Below are 22925 nucleotides of genomic sequence, written 5' to 3'. Positions count from 1 at the left end.
GGTTCACCCCTTCCCATCCCGAACAGGGAAGTTAAGCCCGTTTGCGCCGATGGTACTGCTACACCAAGTGGGAGAGTAGGTCGCCGCCTTCTTTGAAGCCCCTTCAGTCAAATGAAGGGGCTTTTTTTATGCAATAAGGACAACACCGAATAAAGAAGATGGAAAAGGCAGGTTTTACCTGCCTTTTCTGATTAAATATAATAATGTCAAGAAGTTAAACTCTTGGTAAATCGCCTTCTCCTTTAAGTGGTAAATCAGATTTTCCCATTAAATAAGCATCTATATGATGGGCAGCTTGTCTTCCTTCTGAAATGGCCCAGACAATTAGTGATTGCCCTCTTCTTTGATCTCCGGCAACAAAAACACCAGGAATGTTAGTTTTATAATCTTGCTCAGAAGCTTTAATGTTTGTTCTGGCATCTAATTCTAGACCAAATTGATCAGCCAAGGTTGTTTCAGAACCCGTGAATCCTAAAGCCAATAAGGCCAGTTCACATTTCCATTCTTTTTCAGTTCCTGCGATTTCTTTTAGAATGGGTCTCTGCCCAGGCTTTAATTCCCATTCTACCTCTGAGGTGACGAGACTCTTTAAGTTTCCATTCTTATCGCCAATAAATTTTTTAGTTGAAATACTAAAAAAACGTTCTGCTCCTTCTTTGTGTGAAGAACTCGTGCGTAAACGCATTGGCCAAAAGGGCCATGGATGATTTTCGGGGCGTTCGGTAGTAGCCATAGGCATAATTTCAAAATTCGATACAGATTTAGCTCCCTGCCTAATAGAGGTTCCAATACAATCAGAACCTGTGTCTCCCCCACCAATAACAACAACATCTTTACCTGTTGCTAAAATGGCTTCCCCTAAGTTTTTCGTTTTGGCAACTCTTCTATTATTTTGGGGCAGAAAATCCATTGCTTGAACGACTCCTTTTAAATCAGCCCCGGGAATAGGAAGACTTCTTCGAATTGTAGCTCCACCACAGAGCACAATAGCATCGAACTTAGTTTTCAATTCTTGAGCTTTAATATCAACGCCAATATGAACTCCTGTTTTAAATAGAATACCTTCTTCTATAAGTATTTTCAATCTCCGGTCTATAACATTTTTTTCCATCTTAAAATCAGGAATACCAAAACGAAGCAATCCTCCAATCTTTTCATCTCTTTCATAAACTGTTACCGTATGCCCTGCACGATTTAACTGTTGAGCTGCTGCCAAGCCTGCTGGGCCAGAACCGATAACCGCAACTGTTTTGTCAGTTCTTTTTAGTGGTGGATTAGGTTTTATCCAGTTGTTTTTAAAAGCCGTTTCAACAATATTCTTTTCAATATTTTCTATGGATACAGGATCTTCATTGATGCCAAGAACGCAAGCTTCTTCGCAAGGAGCAGGGCACAGCCTTCCCGTAAATTCAGGGAAATTGTTCGTGGCATGTAGAATCTCTGTTGCTTTCTCCCATTTACCCTTGTAAACAGCATCATTAAAGTCGGGGATTAAATTACCAAGTGGACAGCCACTATGACAGAACGGAATTCCGCAGTCCATACAACGGGCACCTTGGTTTTTGAGTTCACTTTCTTTAAGCGGTTTCGTGAATTCTTTGTAATGTTTTACCCTATCTTTAACTGGAGCATAAGATTCATCTTTGCGCTCATATTCCATAAATCCGGTCGTCTTTCCCATGCTATCTAATTATATGGTTTCCATTTTTTCATTCTCTAATCGTATTAAGGCCTGTCTGTATTCTTCAGGTAATACCTTAATGAACTTAGGTAAGCAGTCTTCCCAGTTTTCTAAAATACGTTGTGCTAATGGGCTTAATGTTGAGTTATAGTGGCTTTCAATTAAATCTTTCAACTGCTTTATATCGTTGTCTTCTTCGACACCCAACAAATTGAGGTCTTCAGAATTACATTGCTTTCTAAACGTTTTGTTTTTATCAAAAATGTAAGCAATTCCTCCGCTCATACCGGCCCCAAAGTTTCTTCCTACTTCTCCTAAAATAACGGCTACGCCACCTGTCATATATTCACAACCATGATCACCAATGCCTTCAACAACTGCTTTTGCTCCAGAATTTCTAACACAAAAACGTTCACCTGCTTTACCATTGATATATGCCCTGCCAGCAGTTGCGCCGTAGAGGGTCACATTACCGGTGATAACGTTGTCTTCTGGGGTAATTGTCGATTTTTCGGGCACTTTTATAACAAGTTTAGCGCCTGATAATCCTTTTCCTAAGTAATCATTAGTATTTCCATTCACGATTAATGTAAGACCTCTGGTGGCAAATGCACCAAAACTCTGCCCAGCGGAACCTGTGAAATTTATTTTGAGGGTATTTATTGGAAGCCCTTGGGCACCATAAACTTTTGATATTTCATTGCTAAGAATTGCACCGATAGCTCTGTCTGTATTTTTAATAGGAAAATCTAAGGTCAGTTTTTCTTTTCTAAACAAAGAAGGATTAGCTTTTTCTATTATATCAAACTCTATAGACTTATCAACATTGTGTTGCTGCTTTTGGGTATTATAAAATTTCGTTCCCGCAGGAACATCCACTTGATGCAAAATTGGGGTCAAATCTATACCTGAAGCCTTGTAATGGTTTATAGCTTTTTTTCTATCTAACTTCTGTACTTGGCCTACCATCTCGTTAACGGTTCTAAAGCCTAGCTTAGCCATAATTTCACGAAGTTCTTGAGCAATGAAGTACATATAGTTGACAACATGCTCTGGTTTTCCCTTAAATTTTTTGCGCAATTCAGGGTTTTGCGTAGCTATACCTACTGGGCAGGTATTTAGATGGCAAACACGCATCATAACACAACCAGAAGCTACTAAAGGAGCGGTGGCAAATCCAAATTCTTCAGCGCCCAATAAACAGGCAATAGCTACATCACGGCCTGTTTTTAACTGTCCATCACATTCTAGAACAATTCGGTTTCTTAGATCGTTCATAACCAAGGTTTGCTGTGCTTCAGCAATACCAAGTTCCCATGGTAAACCAGCATGTTTTAATGAGGTAAGCGGTGAGGCCCCTGTTCCGCCATCAAAACCGGAAACTAGTATAACATCAGCTTTGGCTTTTGCAACGCCGGCGGCTACAGTTCCTACGCCAACCTCGGAAACAAGTTTGACATTTATTCTTGCCTCTCTATTTGCGGATTTTAAATCGAAAATTAGCTGTGATAAATCTTCAATTGAATAAATGTCATGATGTGGCGGTGGTGATATGAGACCTACATAAGGGGTAGAGTTTCTTGTTTTGGCAATAGCAGGGTTTACTTTTGGCCCTGGTAATTGCCCTCCTTCGCCGGGCTTTGCACCCTGAGCCATTTTTATTTGAATTTCTTTGGCATTGGTCAAGTAGTTTGAAGTTACTCCAAACCTTCCGGAAGCTACTTGTTTTATGGCGCTGTTTTTCCAATCACCAGATTGATTTTTATAAAATCGCTCTGCATCTTCCCCGCCTTCACCAGAATTGCTTTTTCCGCCAATACGATTCATTGCGATTGCCAAATTTTCATGGGCTTCTTTGCTGATACTGCCGTAAGACATCGCTCCCGTCTTAAAACGTTTGACAATTTCAGTCCATGGCTCCACCTCTTCAATTGGCACGGGATCGTAGTTTGAAAATTCGAACAAACCACGAATGGTCATCAGATTTTTTGATTGCTCATTTACCAAATCTGAATATTCTTTATAGGTATTCGGTTCGTTGTTACGAACAGCCTTTTGAAGTTTAGCGATGCTAAGGGGATTGAACATATGTTTTTCGCCATCTCTTCTCCATCTGTATTCACCACCAATCTCTAATTCTAAATCAGCTGCTACTTTTTTGGTATTAAAGGCTTTTGCATGGCGCTTTGCTATCTCTTTTTCAATTTCATATAAACCAATGCCTTGAATACGCGTTGGAGTATTGGGGAAATACTTTTCTACAACTTTGGTATTTATCCCTATACATTCGAAAAGTCTAGAACCTCGATAAGAGTTTAGAGTGGAGATGCCAATCTTGTTCATTACTTTAAGAATGCCCTTGCCAACTGCCTTGTTGTAATTTTCTATAGCTTCTTGAAGGGTATACTCGTCGCTACCATTTTCTTCTAGCTGTTGCCCTATTATTTCATTTACCAAGTATGGGTTGATTGCACTCGCCCCATAGCCGAATAGTAAGGCGAAGTGATGTACTTCTCTTGGCTCTGCGGATTCTACTATGATGCTAAGTTTAGACCTTTTACCATTTCTGCCCAATCCGCTGTTTACAAAAGAACAGGCTAACAATGCAGGTATGGCGGCCATTTCGCTACTTACCATTCTATCGGATAAAATGATAATATTTGCACCATCATCAATGGCGTTCATCGCCTTTTTCAAAATACCATCCAAGGCTTCTTCTAGACCATTATGACCTTTATTGACTTCGTATAAAATAGGTATTGATACTACTTTATAGTCTGGGTTCGAATCGTAATTTTTTATTTTATCCAAATCCTCTTTTGATATTACCGGATTTTGAATTTTTAGCTTTCTGCAGTGTTTTTCGGTAAAGTCGAATATATTATGGTCGCTCCCTAGGGTTAGGCTAATATCTGTAATCAATTCTTCTCGAATTCCGTCAAGAGGCGGATTTGTTACTTGGGCAAATAATTGCTTAAAGTAATTGTAAATTAATTGTGGACGCTCAGAAAGTACCGCAATAGGTGTATCTGAGCCCATAGAACCAATCGGTTCTTTTCCATTTTTTGCCATAGGCATAATAATGGTATTGATATCTTCTTGGGTGTACCCAAAAGCGGAACGTCTAGTTTCCAAAGGAAATTCACCAAAGAAAACAGGGCAGTCGTTATAGGGAATATCCTTTAAATGAACCAAATTATTCTTTAGCCATTTTTTATAGGGATGTTTTTTGGCAATGGTTTCTTTGACCTCTTCATCGTTTATGATGCGGCCTTCCTCCATGTTCACTAAAAACATTTTTCCGGGTTCTAAACGACCGTGAAGTTCAACATCTTCGGGCTGTAAATCTACCACACCCGTTTCGGAAGACATGATTACATAACCCTTTTTAGTTACGGTATACCTTGAGGGGCGAAGTCCGTTTCTGTCTAGCACAGCGCCTATATAGTTTCCATCTGTAAAAGGTATTGAGGCAGGGCCATCCCATGGCTCCATTAAACAAGAATTGTATTCATAGAAGGCCCTTTTGGCCTCTGACATTTCTGTATTCTTTTCCCAAGCTTCCGGTACCAACATCATCATAACTTCTGGAAGTGATCTTCCTGTCATTAAGAGCAGTTCAACGACCATATCCATACTGGCGGAATCTGATTTTAACGGCAGCACGACAGGTAAAATGTTTTTGATGTCTTCACCGAACCAATCGCTTTGCATCAATTCTTCACGAGACTTCATGCGTGCAACATTGCCGCGTAATGTGTTTATTTCGCCATTATGGCACATGTAGCGGAAAGGTTGTGCCAGATCCCAGGTAGGAAAAGTGTTTGTAGAAAAACGTTGATGTACTAAAGCCAGCCTTGTTACAACTCTTGGGTCTTGCAAGTCTTTATAATATCTACTGATATCCTCAGGAATCAAAAGCCCTTTAAAAATGATAATTTTTGTCGATAGGCTCGGTAGGTAGAAAAACTGACTTTGAGATAATTTAGATGAGATTATAGTGTGCTCCGTGATTTTTCTTGCTATAAATAGTTTTAAATTGAATTGAAAATCATCTAATTCATTTTGCTTTTCAATAAACACTTGTTTTACAAAAGGCTCTGTTTCCGTAGCAATTCTGCCGGGAATAGCTCTGTTTACAGGCACATCGCGCCACCCTAATAATTGAAGGCCTTGCTTTTTTATATTTTCTTCAAATACAGAAATACAGAATGTTCTTTGATTTTCTTTTTGAGGAAGAAAAACATTACTCACGGCATATTCTCCTGCTTTAGGAAGTTCAAATTCACATTCCTCCACAAAGAAATCGTGCGGAATGTCAATTAAAATACCTGCGCCATCTCCGGTTTTACCATCAGAGCTTACAGCGCCTCGGTGCTCAAGCTTAACAAGTATTTCCAAGGCTTTATGGATAATATCATTGGATTTTTTTCCTTTTAAACTGCAAATGAACCCTGCGCCACAATTGTCGTGTTCAAATTCGGGAAGATATAATCCTTGTTTTTCTAGCTTCATGATTATGGTATTTCTTCAAAAATATCATAAGCATTGAATTATTAATTAAGATTTAATTTAAATGCAAGAAAAAAATCAGTAGATATAAAAAAGTGTTAAAAAATATGCAATATGTAAATTAAGCACCTTTCAAATTATCAAATTGCAAATTTTAGACTATTATTTTCTAGGTTGACAACAAAAAATGGACGTTTTTAAGGCGTAAAGCGAATTGAACAGGGGTTTGGTCGATTATTTGTACGACTTAGTCGCTACAAAATAGAAATAAAAACAAGCACCCCTAAATTATATAGGGGTGTTTAAAATAAAAATATCGTTATAAATTCTTAATCTCTTAGAATGCTCCTAGAGATTACTATTTTTTGTATTTCTGAGGTGCCTTCATAAATCTGGGTGATTTTAGCATCTCTCATCATGCGTTCAACGTGATAATCTTTTACAAAGCCGTTACCCCCATGAATTTGTACGGCTTCCGTTGCTACTTCCATTGCTGTTTCTGCAGCGTACAATTTGGCCATTGCCCCAGATAAAGTATAATCATTACCGTTGTCTTTATCCCAAGCAGCTTTGTAGACCAAATGACGGGCAGCTTGAATTTTGGTGTGCATATCGGCCAATTTAAAAGCGATTGCCTGATGATTAGAGATTTCAGTCCCGAAAGCTTTGCGTTCTTTTGAATATTTTAAAGCCAACTCATATGCTCCGGCGGCAATACCCAATGCTTGAGCCGCAATACCAATTCTTCCGCCAGCCAAGGTTTTCATTGCAAATTTGAAACCAAAACCATCTTCTCCCATTCTATTCTCTTTCGGTACTTTAACGTCGTTAAATAATAAAGAATGTGTATCACTACCTCTAATGCCTAATTTGTTCTCTTTAGGACCTATTTCAAATCCTTCCGCGCCTTTTTCAACTATTAAGGCGTTGATTCCTTTGTGTCCTTTATCAGCATCTGTTTGGGCAATAACCAGATAGACTTCGGCAGAGTTTCCGTTGGTTATCCAGTTTTTTGTTCCGTTTAAGATATAATGGTCGCCTTTATCAATTGCTGTGGTTTTTTGTGAAGTAGCATCACTACCGGCCTCAGGTTCTGAAAGGCAGAAGGCACCAATAATTTCCCCCGATGCCAAGCGCGTTAAATATTTTTCTTTTTGTTCTTCATTTCCGAAGGTTTCTAGACCCCAGCATACTAAAGAATTGTTTACCGAAACGATAACGGATGCCGAGGCATCTATTTTCGAGAGTTCTTCCATAGCAATAACGTAAGATAATGTGTCTAGCCCGCTACCACCGTATTTAGAATCAACCATCATACCAAGGAAACCAAGTTCCCCCATTTTTTTAACCTGTTCCGCTGGAAATTTCTGAGCATCATCTCGCTCAATAATACCTGGTAATAATTCGTTTTGTGCAAAGTCTCTTGCAGCTTGTTGAATCATTAATTGCTCTTCTGAAAGGGTAAAGTCCATACTATTGTGAAATAAATAAAAATATAGTGCAAATATATGGCTTGCCTGTTGATTTTTCAGAGATTTTAGCTGAAATACAAGAATAATTGAATTTTCAAAAAAAATAGCCCTGTCTTGGGAGGCTTTTTTATCAATCCTTATATTAGTACCTAATAAGATGATGAAAATCATCTTAGTTTAAATATCTTTAGGACATCACCTAATTATTTATAATCTTACGAAATCATTTTTAAAACCAACTGAAAATGGAAACCATAATTATAATCATATTTCTTGCGGGTTATTTAGCCATAACATTAGAGCATAATCTAAAAATTGACAAACTTATTCCCGCACTAGCAATGATGGCGATTCTGTGGGCTATCATTGCTTTGGCCCATTTAGATGTTTTTGAGGTAAATGCCCAGCTCAAAGAGTTGGAGCCCACACATATAGATGAAATACTACTGCATCATCTTGGTAAAACCGCTGAAATACTGGTGTTTTTACTCGGTGCAATGACCATAGTAGAGATTATTGATTACTTCGATGGCTTCGCTACCATAAAAGGATACATTAAAACGCGCAGCAAGCGCAAGCTCCTATGGATTTTTTCCATTCTAGCCTTTATTTTATCGGCTATCATTGATAACCTTACGGCCACAATTGTTTTAATAACCATCCTACAGAAAGTAATTAAAGATCGTGAAACTAGATTATGGTTTGCAGGTCTAATAATAATTAATGCCAACGCAGGTGGGGCCTGGTCTCCGATTGGTGATGTAACTACTACTATGTTGTGGATAGCGGGCAAGGTTGAAGCTGGCTCATTAGTTTTACATGTGCTGTTGCCTTCAATAGTTTGTATGATTGTGCCAACCTTGGTTGCAAGCAGATTTAAAGCTTTTAGAGGTCAGGTAGATATTGAGGAGAAGCAAGAAGGTTCAAAATCAAAATATGGATCTACTATGCTGTATTTAGGATTAGGAGCTATCGTTTTTGTTCCATTCTTTAAAACAATTACGCATTTACCACCATATGTGGGCATGATGCTTTCACTGGCCGTGGTAGCTACCTTTGCCGAAATTTATAGTAATGCCAAGTTTAGTATTAGTTCGGCTATGGACGAGGATCATCATGAAGCCTCTCATCATAGCCCAGTACATTCTGCATTGACCAAAATTGAATTGCCCAGTATATTGTTCTTTTTAGGAATCTTACTTGCTGTTGCTGCCTTAGAATCTTTAGGTATTCTATTTAATTATGCCGAAAGTTTGAATGAAGCCATACCACAAAGGGATATCGTAGTAATGTTACTTGGTGTTGGCTCTGCGGTAATCGATAACGTTCCATTGGTAGCGGCAAGTATGGGCATGTTTTCAGAGGGTCCAGACCATCCATTATGGCACTTTATTGCCTATTCTGCGGGTACAGGTGGTAGTATGCTAATTATAGGCTCTGCTGCAGGTGTAGTTGCGATGGGTATGGAGAAAATAGATTTCTTCTGGTATCTAAAGAAAATCGCCTGGTTGGCCTTTATAGGCTTTGTTGCAGGGGGAATAGTATTTATTGCTTTGCGTGATTTTGTTCTTTAGCATAATTTTATTCCCAAAACTGCGTTATTATTGCAACTAAAATTGGGGATACTTTATGATACTATTTCAAGATTTGGAAGACGGTGCAGAAACTATGGCATCTATTTCTGAAGAAAAAACACTTTCAGTAATTGATTTAATCGTTAATGGCGGTACAGGTAGTATCGTTATTATTTCAGTGCTTTTCATATTACTTTTTGTAGCACTATACATTTATTTTGAGCGAATTTTTGCGATAAAAGCAGCTTCTAAAATTGATAAAAACTTTATGAATCAAATTCGTGACCATGTCATGAACGGTAAACTTGAAGCAGCAAAATTGTTATGTGCGCAGACAGATTCTCCTGTAGCTCGTTTAACGGAAAAAGGCGTTTCACGTATAGGTAAACCTTTAGATGATATCAATACCGCCATTGAAAATGCGGGTACTCTTGAGGTCTATAAATTAGAAAAGAATGTAAGTATTTTGGCCACTGTGGCCGGAGCTGCCCCAATGATTGGTTTTTTAGGAACGGTAATTGGTATGATTTTGGCATTTCATGAAATGGCAAGTAGTGGTGGCCAGGCAGAAATGGGCTCTTTGGCATCAGGTATCTATACTGCGATGACGACAACGGTAGCTGGATTAGTGGTAGGAATTATTGCCTATATAGGATATAACCACTTGGTAAACAGAACCGACAAAGTAGTGCACAAGATGGAGGCCAACGCAGTAGAGTTTTTGGATTTACTTAACGAGCCTATATAATTTTATAATGAAGTTAAAAGGAAGAAATAAGGTTAGTCCAGAGTTCAGCATGTCTTCAATGACAGATATTGTTTTCTTGTTATTGGTGTTTTTTATGCTGACATCTAATGCGCCTAATGCCTTAGATTTACTTTTGCCAAAAGCCAAAGGAAAGTCTACGAACACACAGAATGTTTCGGTCACTATTGATAAGGATTTGAAATATTACGTTAATAATGAACAGATTAACGGAGAGTACATTGAAATTGAATTAAAAAAAGCACTAAAAGGTCAAGAGAAACCCACGATTATCCTAAGGGCAGAACAAAGCGTAGCCATTAAAGAGGCTGTTAACGTGATGGACATTGCCAACAAGAATAACTATAAGGTGATTCTGGCCGTGCGGCCAAAATAATGCCACTTTTAGACACGAGACACAAGAAAAAATCATTTACACTTACTACACTTTTATTGAGTGTTCTTTTGCTGCTATTATTTTACATAGGGCTTACCTATTTAGACCCACCTGAAGAAAGCGGAATTGCCATAAATTTTGGTACAATGGATTTTGGTAGCGGAAAAGTTCAGCCAAAAGAGAAGATAAGGTCAGAACCTTTGGATATTCCCGAAACACCGAATGTACCTGAGCAGGTTCAGGAAAAAATCCAAGAAGTTGTGGAGCAACAGCCTGTTGAAGAAGAAGTTGTAGAAAAAGAGTCTCCAACAGAAAAACTCATAACGCAAGAGAGTGAGGAATCCATAAAAATTAAGCAGCAGCGAGAAGCTAAACGTAAAGCTGATGAGGCCGCTGAAAGAAAAAAAGCTGAAGCTGCTCGTGTTGCACGTGAAAAAAGAGAAGCAGAAGAAAGAAAACTAGCTGAACAGGAAGCTAAGAAGAAAAAATTGGATGCTTTAATGGGCGGCATTGGTAAATCTGATGGAAATGATTCTGGCAGTGAGGGCGATGATAACAAAGCTGGTGATAAAGGAAATCCTGCCGGTAATCCGTATGCCACGAGTTATTATGGAGCCCCTGGCAGCGGAAGTGGAACAGGAGGCTATGGTCTTAATGGAAGATCTTTGGTAAGTAAAGGTAAGGTGCAACAAGAATGTAATGAAGATGGTCGAGTTGTAGTACGTATCGTAGTAGATAAAAACGGAAAGGTAATCAAAGCGACACCTGGTGTGAAGGGTACCACTAATAATGCGCCTTGTTTACTCGAACCTGCAAGAAAAACTGCATTTCTGCATAAATGGAATCTTGATGCTAAAGCCCCTACACAGCAAATCGGTTTTGTGGTAGTCAATTTTAAATTGGGGCAGTAGTGAAGTATAAAGAGACCTTAGATTGGATGTTTGCCCAACTTCCAATGTATCAGCAAAAAGGTAAAATAGCCTATAAAGATAAGCTCGATAATAGTATCAACTTTGCACTTCATTTAAATAATCCTGAAAAAAAGTTTAAATCTATTCATGTTGCGGGAACTAATGGTAAAGGTTCTAGTTGTCATATGTTGGCATCTGTATTACAAGAAGCAGGTTATAAAGTAGGTCTATACACTTCTCCACACCTAAAAGATTTTAGGGAACGGATAAAGATTAATGGAAAAAAAATCAGTAAAAAAAACGTAAAGCGGTTCATTGCTATCAATAAGTTTTTTTTGGAAGAGCACGCACTTTCTTTTTTTGAAATGACCGTAGGAATGGCATTTCACTATTTTGCCGAACAGAAAGTAGATATTGCCGTTATTGAAGTGGGCCTTGGGGGTCGCTTAGATTCTACCAACATTATTGTTCCAGAAGTTTCGTTGATTACGAATATAGGTCTCGACCATATCCACCTCTTGGGCGATACACTTGAAAAGATTGCTTTAGAGAAGGCAGGAATCATTAAAAAAGGAGTTCCGGTGGTTGTTAGCGAAACTCAGGCTGAGACAAAAGGTATATTCAGTATGCTGGCATCACAGAAAAAATCAAGTATTGTTTTTGCCGACCAAAAGGATATTGTGGTTTATCCTACAGATTTGTTAGGCAAGTATCAAACTAAAAACGTAAAAGGAGTTTTGGCTTGTTTAAAAGAGCTGACAGGTTTTAAAATCAAAAAAAAGCATATTACCAAGGGGCTACTTAGTGTTGTAAAAAACACAGGTTTATTAGGAAGATGGCAACAATTGGGGCAAGAGCCCACAATAATCTGTGATACCGCCCATAATAAAGAGGGGTTGGCTTTGGTTCTAAATCAGATAAAACAACAATCTTTCGACAAACTACACATGGTTGTAGGTTTTGTAAATGATAAAAAACTTGATGTTATTTTATCCATGCTGCCAAAAGACGCAATGTATTATTTTGTATGTCCCAACGTTCCAAGGGGTTTGCAGGTAAAAAAACTACGACAATTAGCAAGAGATTTTGATTTAAATGGAGAAGCTTACAAGTCAGTTTTAGAAGGTTTTCAATTTGCCAAGAGTAGGGCTAAGAAAAACGATTTCTTGTATATTGGTGGCAGTACTTTTGTGGTTGCAGAAATTGTCTAATATTTTTAGTTGATTCTTTTTGCCAAATAAAAAATGGTGCTATATTTGCACACCCTAATCGGGAAAAGATTGGGGCGCTTAGCTCAGTTGGTTCAGAGCACCTCGTTTACACCGAGGGGGTCGGGGGTTCGAATCCCTCAGCGCCCACCTTTAGAGTTTAAATAAAAACAAAACCTTGCATATCTTATTGATTTGCAAGGTTTTGCATTTTTAAGGCTATCATATGATATCGTTTAAAATGGGATGTTTTGGTCTGTAAATCGGTTAGTAAAAATTTCTTTGTAAAGTGTTAACCGAATAAGCTTGTAATTGGTTATATTACAGTGATTTAAGATTTGACTTTCGTAGGTGATTTTCGTTTAATTTAACACAAAACCTATGAGAACTCGGTCAACATTTTCCATCAGTTTCTGGATAAGTACAGCCAGAAGAGATGACAATACAGCAAAAATCTATGCTCGAATCACCCTCGATTCGCGTAGAGCAAACCTAAGCCTGAAGTACACTATCCCAGTAGATATGTGGGATAGCAAGGCATCCAAAGTATTGGGTCGTACCAAAGAATCCCAAGAAATTAATCGATATTTAAAAGAAGTAGAATCCGAACTTTTCCAATGCTATAGAGAGTTGCGCTCCCAGACGCCCCATATCACACCACAGATGGTCAAGGCCAAATATTTTGGCGAAGATGAGAGCCAAATGACCTTGATGGCACTCTTTGAATACCATAATACTCATGGTGCCCACCTTTTGAGTAAAGCGACTATCAGTCACTACAAGACCACCCAAAAATATCTTCTCAGATACATAAAGAAGCACTACAGGAGCGAAGATTATAAATTGTGCTTGCTTGACCATCGATTCATCGTAGGATTTGAAACATTTCTGCGCAAATTACATCCAGTTCACTATCATGGAAAGCTTTCCAATAATGGGGCAATGAAGCATATTCAGCGTTTGCGAAAAATGACTACGATGGCGGTCAATAATGATTGGATAGAACGAAACCCTTTTCAAAAATTCAAGGTAAGAATGGAGAAAAAAGAACGGGAGTTTTTAACCTTAAAGGAGCTTCAAGACATTCAAGAGTATCGTACGAAAATCGAGCGACTTAGAATTGTGAAAGACTTGTTTATTTTTAGCTGCTACACTGGGATTGCCTATTGCGACATAATGAATTTGACTGATAATAATATCGTTATTGGTATTGATGGGAAGTACTGGATAAGTACCAAAAGGCTTAAAACTAAAAATACCTTCAAACTTCCTTTGATTGGCCCTACGATGCCGCTTGTCAAACAATATCAGAATCATCCGAAACGTAAGGGTGGTAACCTTTTTCCGAAAATTTCCAATCAGAAATTAAATAGTTACCTGAAGGAAGTGGCAGATGCATGTGGTATAAACAAAAACCTAACCTTCCATATGGCGAGACATACGTTTGCTACTACTGTGACTTTACTAAATGGAGTGCCGATAGAGACGGTTTCAAAAATGTTAGGACATAGTAATTTAGGGACCACACAAATTTATGCGCGTGTACTGGATGAAAAAATCAGTGAGGAAATGAGCGGATTGGAAGCGAGGTTCGAAGACGGCTTTTTGGGTTCGAATCCAAATTTTGGGTTCGAATCCTATGAGAAAAAGGTTTCAAAATCCTGACTGAGAGGAGGGGTTTTGTAAAGCAAGAGGGTAACACGCTAAAGCGATGTTACGTTGTTCAAACCATTGATTTTCAATTAATTGAAAATAGCATCAAAATTATTTTTGTCGCAAAAACAAGAAAAAGAATTGTCAAACCCTATCAAACCTCAAAAAAATTACTGTAATGGAACAGGAAAAGAAGAATAAAAGTGAATTTTCGGCGATAAGCATCAGTCGGATTACCGCTGGAAGATATCGGGAGTTTTCAAAGAAGATTTCAAAATCGCATACACTTACCTTGGAGCTCATGATGGACTTTTTTGAGGGGGCAAATATCTCACCAAAGAATAAATATCTAATGAAACATATGGGATTTGAGCATCGACTAAATAAACGCTTAGATTATATAGAAGAACTACTACGAAGAATGGAGCAGGAACAATTAAGACCGACCCATGATAAGCTCAAGAAATTGTTTGAATATGCAGAGAATGAAGAAAGGGACAGAAAGGAGAGTTTGGAGTTTGAAAAGAGAATGTTTGAACAGTCTTTAAAAAAAGATAGGATTACCCAATACGACAACTATATCCTCAAAGAAAACTGGAAAAAGGAGCGAAACAAAGTATTGAAACTACTTAATAAAGTGAAGCAAGAAAAACCAAGATTTGGTAAAGCATACTTTAAACTGGATATTAATAAGAATGATTTAGAAAGTTTGAAGAAAGTTCTAGGACAAGAACTATGATTTACCTCGCAAGAAGATAGGATGAAGTTTGGTAAGCTTTGGGGCTTGCAGCACGAAACAAAGTTTCGCTCGCATCTTACTTATTCAATAAGAACTATAAATTTATTGTGAGAAAAAAAGTCTGGCCAGGACCACTTTCGAGTCACAACCCATTAAAAAAACAGAAATTTATCTTGACATAGAGACAAATACTAAGAGCTACATAAATGCATCACTTTATTCCGTTTTTGAATCATTTCAATTATTTACGCTTAGATATAAATCACTTGATGTCGAGTGGAAAATCAATGTATTATTCTTCTTTAATAACTTCTACTACTGTTTCCTGATGTAGCCTTCCCTAAAAAGTATTATTACTATTAATTTTCTCCTCATATTGGCAAAGTTTAAACCTTTACTCAATTGTGACCTTTACTGTACTTATATCATCAGAATCTATGAAGTTCAAAGTGTATATACCTGGTTCAGTAGCAATGAACTCATAATCAACAATGGTCAAAATGATTGTAGCACAGGTGTTATCGGTTCTGCAAAGTTCTACAGGTTTGGCCTTTATTGTAACTATGTTTCCGTCAATGGTATCATTAAATCCATTGAAAGAAGCACATCGGCTAGGAAATGACAGTGCTACTTCAATATTTATTATTTCATTTATTCGTCCATTTGCTGGAGAATCAATACCCATTATGGGAATGCCAGAAATTAAGAAGCAATCATCTTCATTTTCATAGTCATCTTCTTGGCTACAGCCAAAAACTCCAAGCAATAGTGTGAGAAATATTAATATCTTTTTTATACTCGCTCCAATTTCAAATGTGGCCTTGGTGGTAATTCTACTTTTATGTTATCACCATTTTTCACTTCACCTCCTTCTAATACAATTCCCATTATGCCAGATTTTCGAATTAAATTTCCTTTCTCATCTTTGTCTAAAACAGCCTTCATTAATCCTTTTTGTAGTTCATCAAGTTGTTTGCACGGGTTTCTTAAACCAGTCACCTCAATTTTTGCGGTTTGACCTAAACTTAAGATTGTTCCTTTGGGTAAACTCAATAAGTCTATTCCTTTTGTAGTAATATTTTCTCCAATTTCACCATCTTTGATATGGAATCCTTTTTCGCTTAGCTCAGCAAATAGTTCAGAATGAATTAGGTGCACTTGCCTTAAATTAGGTTGGCTCGGGTCTTTGGCTACCCTTGAGCGGTGTTTCACATTTTTACCTAAATGAGCATCACCTTTAACTCCTAAACCTTTAAGTAATACAATTTGGTTACAGTTAAATTTGCTAAAAGTATGTCCCTCACTTTTGCTTACTGATTTTACTATTCCTTTCATTCCTTTTTATTCTATTCAATCTTGAAAATGAACTATTCTTATTTCTAATCATCTCCTTTGTTTCCCTTTGTCAACCAAAAAGTGTAGACTTTTTTCTTAGAAGTTGCCAATAGATTTATTACAATGCTATCCCAATTATCATCTTCTAAATCATCATTAATACTTAGTATTCCGCCAGAAACTATCTTATATACTGTTCGTTTTTCATTATCTCTTTCTATGGTTCTAAATAGTTCAATAGAACCACTTAAAATGTCTCCATCAGGTAATCCCGCGTGGAAGCTATTCTCATCTATAATAATTTTTTTGACGAGCTCTGTTTCAACCCTATCTGCAAATCCATTTGTTGTTGTTCTTTGTTTGGGAGAAACATAGGTTTGGGCAATTAGTGCATTAGAACTTAAAACTAATATTGAGACTATTATTTTGATTTTTTTCATTGGTTTTTATATTGAAGTGAATTCAGAGAATAGATTCTTACTTTCCTTTACATTACTTATTGGAATGTATTCGCAAACTTTTGAGTATTCTTCCCACATGTTTTGCACTGACTTGTTGGAATGAGCCAATTCTATAGCTTCTTTTGACTTCCACCCGAAGATTTCTACAATTATTCCTTCTTCTGCTTCACAAATAATCGATTTTCTATCGGTAACTAAACCTTCCGCGTGGAGAATATCCCAATGGGAGTTCATCAAGTTTTTTAAGTCATCCTCCTTATCAAGAAAAGGCTTATATGCAACTATTACTATTCGCTCCATAACTATTCGTAAATTTTTTATTCTACTCCTATTGATTTTGATTTTCGGGCTTACCCGATGAATGACCAACAATAAATTTCCACGCGCCATCTTCTTTTTTCATAAAAATTGTCATTGCTCCATTGATTTCTATTTTTTGGTCAGAAGGAAAGACCAAAACCTGTTCATATTCCACATAGAACAGGGCATTAGAATTGTTAATTGGAACCACTTTCTTATCCAGTGATTTGAATTTCATACTTTTTAGAGAGGGATAAAAGCTTTTAATTGAGTTACGAGCAGCTGCTCCCGAAGGATAAGCTATAGAACCGTTTTCTACCCAAAAAAAGTCTGGATTATCTGAATAGTATTTGGAGATTGTTTCCAAGTCCCTATTAGACAGACTATTTTCAAACTTTTCAAATTCAACTAAAATCTCTTTCTCGATTCCAATAAAATCTAATTTCTCTTTTCTTTTATTGCAAGAGAACAATGTGACTAAGCTAAAAAGAGCCAATAGTCTTAAAGCAATTATTTTTAGTGTAATTCTGTATCTCATTTAGTTGGTTTCTGTTTTTACTTTAATGTTTCTGTTTTATTATTCGAAAAGGTGTTGAAAAAATCACAGTTTTTCAAAAAAACTATAGTTTAATTTTCTTTGTTGTCTCACTAACTTCCGTATTATTTATTATTCTAGTACTCAATGAAAAATGACTTATGTCTTTGCAAGTAATAATTCTAGTTTCTTCTTCATAGGTCTTAATCTTGCTTGGAGGAACACCAATTACTTCTACGAAAGACCTTGTCATATGCGATGCGTCCGAAAAACCATAATCGTATGCAGTATTGATTAGCTTTCCGCCCTTTAAGACATCATTTAATGAATCAATTACTCGCATCCACTTTATAAAATTCTTAATTGATTGCCCAATGTGTTCTTTAAATAGATGTCTTAATCTACTTTCTGAGAGCCCTACTTCTAGAGCAATCTGTTTTACTTTGAAATTCTTTATTGGTGATTTTGTTATAAAGTCAATAGCTTGCTGTACTCTTGCATCAATCGGTTCATTTTCGGGTAAATCAAGTAATTCTTGTAAAATAGATTGGCAGCCCTTGAACATTTCATTACAATTGTTTTGAACCAAAAGCTGTTTGAGAAAATTGCTGTTTGATTTCAGGACTTCAAGTTTTTTCAAATTCTTAATAGCGCCTTTTTGTAAATATTTTTCACTCAAGAGTTTCGCATACTTACTTTCGATATCTAGATAAAGAAATAACTGAATACTATCGTTGCTGTCAAATTGGTGAATGTGTTCAGCATCTATGATTGCCGCGGAAAAAGATACCCACTCAGATGTTGTGTCCTTTAATAAGAATTCTTTCTCGATATCGAATACAAGTTGAAGGGTATTGTGGGCATGCGGGTCAGTTTTGAAAGAAGTTCCCCAAAAAACGCACAGTCCATTCCAAACATAGAGTGCTGATGTATGGCCTAAATTTCCAATGTTCAATATGTTCCAATTTTTTTGTTAAAGTTAATTGCAATTTGCTATAATCACTTGTACAATTTGGCTATATCCAGAGGCTTGTATTTGATAACATTTTTAATCTTATTAATTATTCCTTATGCAACAAGGCAACTTCTTTCTCTAATAAGGGGCCAACCACTTCAACTTTTCTACCTCCTTTTTCCAAAAGTTCTCTTGTGGGCATTTCAAAAACCCAATTTTTATTATCTCCTCCTACAATTCTGTAATACTCTGCCTTGCTCAAGCCATAGACAAGTTTTCCAATACCACTCCAATAAATAGCAGAGGTACACATAGGACAAGGCTCATCGCTTGTGTAAATCGTACATTCATTCAGATGTGAAAATTCATATACTTTACATGCTTCCCTTATTAAGTTAACTTCGGCATGTGCCAGACAATCATTATCTGTGTTAATGGTATTCTCTCCTTTCATGATAACTTTACCTGATTTGTCCACTAATACACATCCATAAGGAAAATTTCCGTTTTGACTTGATTCTTTAGCAACTTCTATAGCTAATCTTATGTACTTTTCTTCATTTTCCATATTCTTGGGCATTTTGTCATTTGAATTTTTGGTCTTCTTATTACATGAAATACTTAATATCAGCAAGAATATTAATAAAATTCGTTTCATATTTCCTTTGATATTCTCTCTATAGCCTCTTTGATTTATGATGTTTTTTGTTTCACTTTCCATATAATGTTTAGGAAAATAGAATGGTTAATATTTGCTTAATACTACTGCTTGTTTGGGTTGTAAATTATAGAGCGATAATATAGATTGTTCTGCATTATAAATCTTGTACAAAGTGGCTATGTACAGAACTTTCAAAATATATTACTCTTTTGAGTATTCAATTTGGTTCAAGATATCTGAGGCAGAAACTACTGCCTTCCACTCAGTATCTGAAAACAACCACTTAATCTTCTTGTTACCCAATTTGTCTGCTCGTATCATACGAAACAACCAAATAGAAATAAGGGCAAATATTGAGGTGATTAGGATATTTACCGCCCAGTACAATGTATTTCCGCTTTCAAGCATACTTGCCTGAAGATACCATGTCGTCCAAAAAGGAAGTTGTAGAAAAACTATTCTAGTAGATACAAGTGTGGATATCTTTATTTCCGCTATTTTTCTTTGAGCCTCAAGAACGGAATTGCTTACATTAATTTGGTTAATCAATACAAGATGGTAAATATAAGTTGCCAATGCTATGACCGTACAGATTAGTATTGCAAGAAAGGAAATTGAGAAAAATAAATTTCCAGACTTAAACCCAAAAAACATAAGTATGGCTAGAAATAAAATCCATGGTATTCCAATTAGTATTCCCACCTTTTTGACAGGTTTAGCTGCTGCTAAACTATTTTTTGCGTTTTGTTTCATAATCTCTTCCATGATTTTCTCGTTATAAGAAATCACATCGTCTATTTTTTTATCATATTCAGACCAAAGCGCCTTTAATTCAAACTCCTCCATTTTCTTTTATTTGTTTTTTTAATTTTTTGCGAATCCTGTGTAGTTTTGTTGCAACATTCGTTTCGGATATTCCGATAATATCAGCAGTTTCTTTTTGTGAGTAACCGTCTAGATAGAGTAAGACAAGTGCTCTGTCTATCTCCTTGAATTTTCCGATTAATCGATGTAATAACTTTACTTTTTCTTGAAGACCTTCAGTTTCTTCTTCATTGACTTCAATAATTTGAACATTTTCAGATACCCTTAAAGTTTCATGCCTCTTTTCTCTTCGATAATACGAGATAGCTGTGTTTAAAGCCACTCTATAAAGCCAAGTTGAAAATTTATATGACTTGTCATACCTATCAAAAGACAACCACACTTGGATCAAGATTTCTTGTATTAGGTCATCGACATGGTCTCTGTTATAACAATACGAATTGGCAACTTTGTAAATTATTCCCTTATTGCTTTCTATCGATTGTATAAATCTTTTCTTTTTGTCATCCTCCATACTCATAAATAGATTGGTTTTTAGAATATGGTGGTAAATTCTTTTCGTCTTTATTCTTCTTTTTTAGCCCGAATACTATTCTAAAAAGAGTAATTCTTCTAATCACGAACTCATAGATAAACAAGCTTGATAGTACCGTAATTAATAGAGACGCTACAAATTTTGCAATGGCAGATATGTCTAAAGGAAATATAAACTTAGAGACTAGGTATAACACAGCCATATGAATGATGTAAACCGGGTAAGCGCTTTGACTTAGGTAGGCCAGTAGAATGCTGGGCTTATTTAAGTGTTTAAATCCAAAACCGAACAATGCCAATATCCACGCAATAGATTCTATCCCTTTTAGAAAATTAGGCGTCTGCAGTTCAAAATAAAAAAGCCTTACTCCATAGAATGCAAATCCAAGGATTAAAAACAACCATCTCTTAGCACAAATCATTTTCCAAAATACCTTACCGCTGTAAATAAACAGAAAACCGAATAAAAAGGATATGAGCCCTAGAAAGAATCCGTGCCAGGTTTCAGCATATAATTCAAAATTGCCAGGGTTTACTATAAAGGATTCAAGAATATAGAGAATTGCCAAAGTCAATATTCCCCAAACACTTCCAATGAAACGTTTAATCCTCAGACCTAAAGGTTGATCCTCAATTTTTTTCAGGAACAAGAACAATAGTAAAAATACAAATGTATAGATGAGAATGTTTCCTAAAAACCACAAATGCCCTGAGCTTGGTGCATAAGTAATTTGTTGTTTATAGTAATTTTTAGAATCAAAACATGAATGGGAACAATAAATAGTATTCCGAAAACATAAGGTATTAAAATTCTTGTAAACCTTTCTTTAAGCAATTGTAGCCAATTTCGATTTCTAAGAGAAAAATAAACTCCCATACCAGAGACGAAAAACAATAGTGGGATTCTCCAAACATTAATCATTGCCATGAGTAACCAAAGACTTTCAAATGATTCCGAATTTCTTATAAATCCCATCATAAGGCCCCATGGTTGAAACCCAATTGAAAGATGATAAACAATAAGAATAAAAATAGCTGCCGTTCTCAACCAATCAATATCATATCTTCTTTGCGACATGGAGCTAATTTTTTATTATGATTATTTGAGAATGTTTACTATTACCGGACGCGTCTCCTTAATTCTAACAATATCTAATTCTAGGCCTAATGGGCTTAGCTGCTCTTTTATATAGCTATAAATTCCTTCAACTTCTGCATAAGGAGCTTCAACAGATGCTAAAGGGGTGGAAGCATAATTATTTTTTATGGTCTTATCTGCACCATGTTCAAGTAGATTCTTTACAATTTCTTGTCGGCAGAAAAAAGCAGCATTGTGCAAGGCCGTTGAGCCCTCGTTGTTTTGGATATTAAGGTCTACTTTGGCTTCTATTAATAGCTTTGCAATTTCAGTTTTTCCAAAGGTTGCCGCGGTCATCAATGGGGTTGAACCGGTAAACGAGTCTTTTTCATTAAAGTCTGAGCCAACTTTAATGTGGTACTTAACGGCCTCCACATTCCCGGAGATAATAGCTTCTTGAAGTTCAACATTTGAATAATCCTGCCCTGAACTCTTTTCAGTAGATGTTTGACCTTTACAGCTTAAAAATAATACTGCTAATAAGGTAAATGCGAATTTTAATGTGCTTATAGTTTTCATTTTTGAATTTGATTTTTGTTCATCCTATTATTAGCTCATAAAAACAAAACATCACACTTTGTGAGATTTTTTTCAAAAACTGTGATTTTTTCACCTTCTTTTTCGAATAATAAAGAAATGAGAAACATTAAGAATATCAGAATGGATTACCGAGGCATTTCAAAGAAAATAATTGAACTAAAAAATAAGGATTTAGAACTTCGTGATGCACTTATTAAAGATGGACAGCTTGGTGAGGACTACAACGAAGAAATGGAGAAGTTGCACAATAGAAATGCCGAGATTTTGAATGAAATAATAGACACTATAGGTTATCCAACAATTGACAAAGTAGGCAAAGAAGCTAGCGAATCAGCTTGGTTGGTTATACAACACTCAATCGGACAGCCCAATTTTATGAGAAAGTGTAAAAAGCTATTAGAGATTGTAGTTAATGAAAAGAAAGCCAACCCTATGAATTTAGTTTACTTAACTGACCGAATAGCCTCTTTCGAAGAAAAACCACAACTTTTTGGTACTCAATTTGACTGGGATGAGAATGGACAGTTAAGCCCAAAACCTTTTGATGATTTAACCAAAGTAAATCGAAGAAGAAAATCAATCGGACTTAACACACTTGAAGAACAGACAGAAATTATGAGAAGACGAGTTAAAAATGAAAATCAATCACTACCGACTGATTTAGAGAAAAGAAAAAAAGAACTCAAGAAATGGAAAAGAAGGGTTGGTTGGACAAAATAAAAACTGTTGAAGCATTGACTCTTAATGAT

Annotated in this window: 23 protein-coding genes, 1 tRNA gene and 1 rRNA gene; 10 read left to right on the top strand and 15 right to left on the bottom strand. The window is 36.4% G+C overall.

The window, feature by feature from the left end; all coding sequences use genetic code 11:
• Window positions 1-92: ribosomal RNA gene (rrf, locus tag ACFSQJ_RS19885) — 5S ribosomal RNA — on the top strand; the annotation flags it as partial.
• 122 nt (window positions 93-214) lie between these two features.
• Here rrf and ACFSQJ_RS19880 read toward each other — a convergent pair.
• The 3 genes from ACFSQJ_RS19880 to ACFSQJ_RS19870 form a co-directional block, all read right to left on the bottom strand.
• Window positions 215-1681, bottom strand: a complete 1467-nt coding sequence (locus ACFSQJ_RS19880) for a glutamate synthase subunit beta (protein ID WP_377768666.1) — start codon at window positions 1679-1681, stop codon at window positions 215-217.
• A gap of 9 nt (window positions 1682-1690) precedes the next feature.
• Window positions 1691-6196: a glutamate synthase large subunit gene (gltB, locus tag ACFSQJ_RS19875; RefSeq protein ID WP_377768665.1), complete on the bottom strand. Its 4506-nt coding sequence runs from the start codon at window positions 6194-6196 to the stop codon at window positions 1691-1693.
• A gap of 326 nt (window positions 6197-6522) precedes the next feature.
• Complete coding sequence (locus tag ACFSQJ_RS19870; protein ID WP_377768664.1) at window positions 6523-7665, bottom strand: acyl-CoA dehydrogenase; 1143 nt, start codon at window positions 7663-7665, stop codon at window positions 6523-6525.
• A gap of 245 nt (window positions 7666-7910) precedes the next feature.
• On the opposite strand from ACFSQJ_RS19870, the gene nhaD reads away from it, so the two are divergent.
• The 8 genes from nhaD (at window position 7911) to ACFSQJ_RS19830 (ending at window position 14892) form a co-directional block, all read left to right on the top strand.
• A complete protein-coding gene (nhaD, locus tag ACFSQJ_RS19865) occupies window positions 7911-9239 on the top strand; it encodes a sodium:proton antiporter NhaD (protein ID WP_377768663.1) in 1329 nt (442 codons plus the stop codon).
• Between the two features lie 55 nt (window positions 9240-9294).
• Window positions 9295-9987 carry a MotA/TolQ/ExbB proton channel family protein gene (locus tag ACFSQJ_RS19860; RefSeq protein WP_377768662.1) on the top strand — a complete coding sequence of 231 codons (693 nt, stop codon included), beginning with the start codon at window positions 9295-9297 and terminating at the stop codon, window positions 9985-9987.
• Window positions 9988-9994: 7 nt separating this feature from the next.
• Window positions 9995-10381, top strand: a complete 387-nt coding sequence (locus ACFSQJ_RS19855) for an ExbD/TolR family protein (protein WP_339337558.1) — start codon at window positions 9995-9997, stop codon at window positions 10379-10381.
• A complete protein-coding gene (locus tag ACFSQJ_RS19850) occupies window positions 10381-11292 on the top strand; it encodes an energy transducer TonB (protein ID WP_377768661.1) in 912 nt (303 codons plus the stop codon). The genes ACFSQJ_RS19855 and ACFSQJ_RS19850 overlap by 1 nt, the downstream gene beginning before the upstream one ends.
• A complete protein-coding gene (locus ACFSQJ_RS19845) occupies window positions 11292-12503 on the top strand; it encodes a bifunctional folylpolyglutamate synthase/dihydrofolate synthase (RefSeq protein ID WP_377768660.1) in 1212 nt (403 codons plus the stop codon). Before ACFSQJ_RS19850 ends, ACFSQJ_RS19845 begins: the two co-directional genes overlap by 1 nt.
• Window positions 12504-12575: 72 nt before the next feature.
• A tRNA-Val gene (locus ACFSQJ_RS19840) sits at window positions 12576-12650 on the top strand.
• A gap of 231 nt (window positions 12651-12881) precedes the next feature.
• Window positions 12882-14165, top strand: a complete 1284-nt coding sequence (locus ACFSQJ_RS19835) for a site-specific integrase (RefSeq protein ID WP_377768659.1) — start codon at window positions 12882-12884, stop codon at window positions 14163-14165.
• A 166-nt stretch (window positions 14166-14331) separates the two neighbouring features.
• Entirely contained in the window at window positions 14332-14892 is a 561-nt protein-coding gene (locus ACFSQJ_RS19830; protein ID WP_377768658.1) for a BfmA/BtgA family mobilization protein, read from the top strand.
• Between the two features lie 394 nt (window positions 14893-15286).
• Here the strand turns inward: ACFSQJ_RS19830 and ACFSQJ_RS19825 are convergent, their stop codons facing one another.
• From ACFSQJ_RS19825 to ACFSQJ_RS19770, 12 genes are all read right to left on the bottom strand, one after another.
• Window positions 15287-15658, bottom strand: a complete 372-nt coding sequence (locus tag ACFSQJ_RS19825) for a hypothetical protein (protein WP_377768657.1) — start codon at window positions 15656-15658, stop codon at window positions 15287-15289.
• Window positions 15659-15684: 26 nt separating this feature from the next.
• The gene (locus ACFSQJ_RS19820) at window positions 15685-16227 is read right to left on the bottom strand and encodes an MOSC domain-containing protein (protein ID WP_377768656.1); all 543 of its coding nucleotides are present in this window, start codon (window positions 16225-16227) and stop codon (window positions 15685-15687) included.
• A 44-nt stretch (window positions 16228-16271) separates the two neighbouring features.
• The gene (locus ACFSQJ_RS19815; RefSeq protein ID WP_377768655.1) at window positions 16272-16667 is read right to left on the bottom strand and encodes a hypothetical protein; all 396 of its coding nucleotides are present in this window, start codon (window positions 16665-16667) and stop codon (window positions 16272-16274) included.
• A gap of 6 nt (window positions 16668-16673) precedes the next feature.
• Entirely contained in the window at window positions 16674-16988 is a 315-nt protein-coding gene (locus tag ACFSQJ_RS19810; RefSeq protein WP_377768654.1) for a hypothetical protein, read from the bottom strand.
• A gap of 28 nt (window positions 16989-17016) precedes the next feature.
• Complete coding sequence (locus ACFSQJ_RS19805) at window positions 17017-17526, bottom strand: YybH family protein (protein WP_377768653.1); 510 nt, start codon at window positions 17524-17526, stop codon at window positions 17017-17019.
• Window positions 17527-17608: 82 nt separating this feature from the next.
• A complete protein-coding gene (locus ACFSQJ_RS19800; RefSeq protein WP_377768652.1) occupies window positions 17609-18478 on the bottom strand; it encodes a helix-turn-helix domain-containing protein in 870 nt (289 codons plus the stop codon).
• Window positions 18479-18584: 106 nt separating this feature from the next.
• Window positions 18585-19199 (bottom strand): nucleoside deaminase, encoded by a 615-nt coding sequence (locus tag ACFSQJ_RS19795; RefSeq protein ID WP_377768651.1) that lies wholly within the window; start codon window positions 19197-19199, stop codon window positions 18585-18587.
• A gap of 141 nt (window positions 19200-19340) precedes the next feature.
• The gene (locus tag ACFSQJ_RS19790) at window positions 19341-19985 is read right to left on the bottom strand and encodes a hypothetical protein (protein WP_377768650.1); all 645 of its coding nucleotides are present in this window, start codon (window positions 19983-19985) and stop codon (window positions 19341-19343) included.
• A complete protein-coding gene (locus ACFSQJ_RS19785) occupies window positions 19972-20484 on the bottom strand; it encodes an RNA polymerase sigma factor (RefSeq protein WP_377768649.1) in 513 nt (170 codons plus the stop codon). Before ACFSQJ_RS19785 ends, ACFSQJ_RS19790 begins: the two co-directional genes overlap by 14 nt.
• Window positions 20468-21202, bottom strand: coding sequence for an acyltransferase family protein (locus tag ACFSQJ_RS19780; RefSeq protein ID WP_377768648.1), 735 nt, complete (start codon window positions 21200-21202; stop codon window positions 20468-20470). The genes ACFSQJ_RS19785 and ACFSQJ_RS19780 overlap by 17 nt, the downstream gene beginning before the upstream one ends.
• Window positions 21190-21576, bottom strand: coding sequence for an acyltransferase family protein (locus tag ACFSQJ_RS19775; RefSeq protein ID WP_377768647.1), 387 nt, complete (start codon window positions 21574-21576; stop codon window positions 21190-21192). Before ACFSQJ_RS19775 ends, ACFSQJ_RS19780 begins: the two co-directional genes overlap by 13 nt.
• Window positions 21577-21597: 21 nt before the next feature.
• A complete protein-coding gene (locus ACFSQJ_RS19770) occupies window positions 21598-22155 on the bottom strand; it encodes an ankyrin repeat domain-containing protein (protein WP_377768646.1) in 558 nt (185 codons plus the stop codon).
• Window positions 22156-22272: 117 nt separating this feature from the next.
• On the opposite strand from ACFSQJ_RS19770, the gene ACFSQJ_RS19765 reads away from it, so the two are divergent.
• Window positions 22273-22896, top strand: coding sequence for a DUF6624 domain-containing protein (locus tag ACFSQJ_RS19765; protein WP_377768645.1), 624 nt, complete (start codon window positions 22273-22275; stop codon window positions 22894-22896).
• Window positions 22897-22925 lie beyond the last annotated feature (29 nt).

The organism is Croceitalea marina (genome assembly GCF_042684265.1).
GTDB classification, from domain to species: Bacteria; Bacteroidota; Bacteroidia; order Flavobacteriales; family Flavobacteriaceae; genus Croceitalea; species Croceitalea marina.
The sequence above is the reverse complement of the archived record's forward strand: the minus strand, read 5'-3'. Positions and strand labels throughout refer to the sequence as shown.

Bases quoted from the DNA above. Each gene is read 5' to 3' on its own strand.
- ACFSQJ_RS19815 (WP_377768655.1), bottom strand. From the start codon at position 16,667: ATGAAAAAAATCAAAATAATAGTCTCAATATTAGTTTTAAGTTCTAAT.
- ACFSQJ_RS19790 (WP_377768650.1), bottom strand. From the start codon at position 19,985: ATGGAGGAGTTTGAATTAAAGGCGCTTTGGTCTGAATATGATAAAAAA.
- ACFSQJ_RS19870 (WP_377768664.1), bottom strand. From the start codon at position 7,665: ATGGACTTTACCCTTTCAGAAGAGCAATTAATGATTCAACAAGCTGCA.
- gltB (WP_377768665.1), bottom strand. From the start codon at position 6,196: ATGAAGCTAGAAAAACAAGGATTATATCTTCCCGAATTTGAACACGAC.
- ACFSQJ_RS19770 (WP_377768646.1), bottom strand. From the start codon at position 22,155: ATGAAAACTATAAGCACATTAAAATTCGCATTTACCTTATTAGCAGTA.
- ACFSQJ_RS19830 (WP_377768658.1), top strand. From the start codon at position 14,332: ATGGAACAGGAAAAGAAGAATAAAAGTGAATTTTCGGCGATAAGCATC.
- nhaD (WP_377768663.1), top strand. From the start codon at position 7,911: ATGGAAACCATAATTATAATCATATTTCTTGCGGGTTATTTAGCCATA.
- ACFSQJ_RS19850 (WP_377768661.1), top strand. From the start codon at position 10,381: ATGCCACTTTTAGACACGAGACACAAGAAAAAATCATTTACACTTACT.
- ACFSQJ_RS19860 (WP_377768662.1), top strand. From the start codon at position 9,295: ATGATACTATTTCAAGATTTGGAAGACGGTGCAGAAACTATGGCATCT.
- ACFSQJ_RS19775 (WP_377768647.1), bottom strand. From the start codon at position 21,576: ATGTCGCAAAGAAGATATGATATTGATTGGTTGAGAACGGCAGCTATT.
- ACFSQJ_RS19810 (WP_377768654.1), bottom strand. From the start codon at position 16,988: ATGGAGCGAATAGTAATAGTTGCATATAAGCCTTTTCTTGATAAGGAG.
- ACFSQJ_RS19795 (WP_377768651.1), bottom strand. From the start codon at position 19,199: ATGGAAAGTGAAACAAAAAACATCATAAATCAAAGAGGCTATAGAGAG.
- ACFSQJ_RS19765 (WP_377768645.1), top strand. From the start codon at position 22,273: ATGAGAAACATTAAGAATATCAGAATGGATTACCGAGGCATTTCAAAG.
- ACFSQJ_RS19785 (WP_377768649.1), bottom strand. From the start codon at position 20,484: ATGAGTATGGAGGATGACAAAAAGAAAAGATTTATACAATCGATAGAA.
- ACFSQJ_RS19835 (WP_377768659.1), top strand. From the start codon at position 12,882: ATGAGAACTCGGTCAACATTTTCCATCAGTTTCTGGATAAGTACAGCC.
- ACFSQJ_RS19880 (WP_377768666.1), bottom strand. From the start codon at position 1,681: ATGGGAAAGACGACCGGATTTATGGAATATGAGCGCAAAGATGAATCT.
- ACFSQJ_RS19820 (WP_377768656.1), bottom strand. From the start codon at position 16,227: ATGAAAGGAATAGTAAAATCAGTAAGCAAAAGTGAGGGACATACTTTT.
- ACFSQJ_RS19805 (WP_377768653.1), bottom strand. From the start codon at position 17,526: ATGAGATACAGAATTACACTAAAAATAATTGCTTTAAGACTATTGGCT.
- ACFSQJ_RS19855 (WP_339337558.1), top strand. From the start codon at position 9,995: ATGAAGTTAAAAGGAAGAAATAAGGTTAGTCCAGAGTTCAGCATGTCT.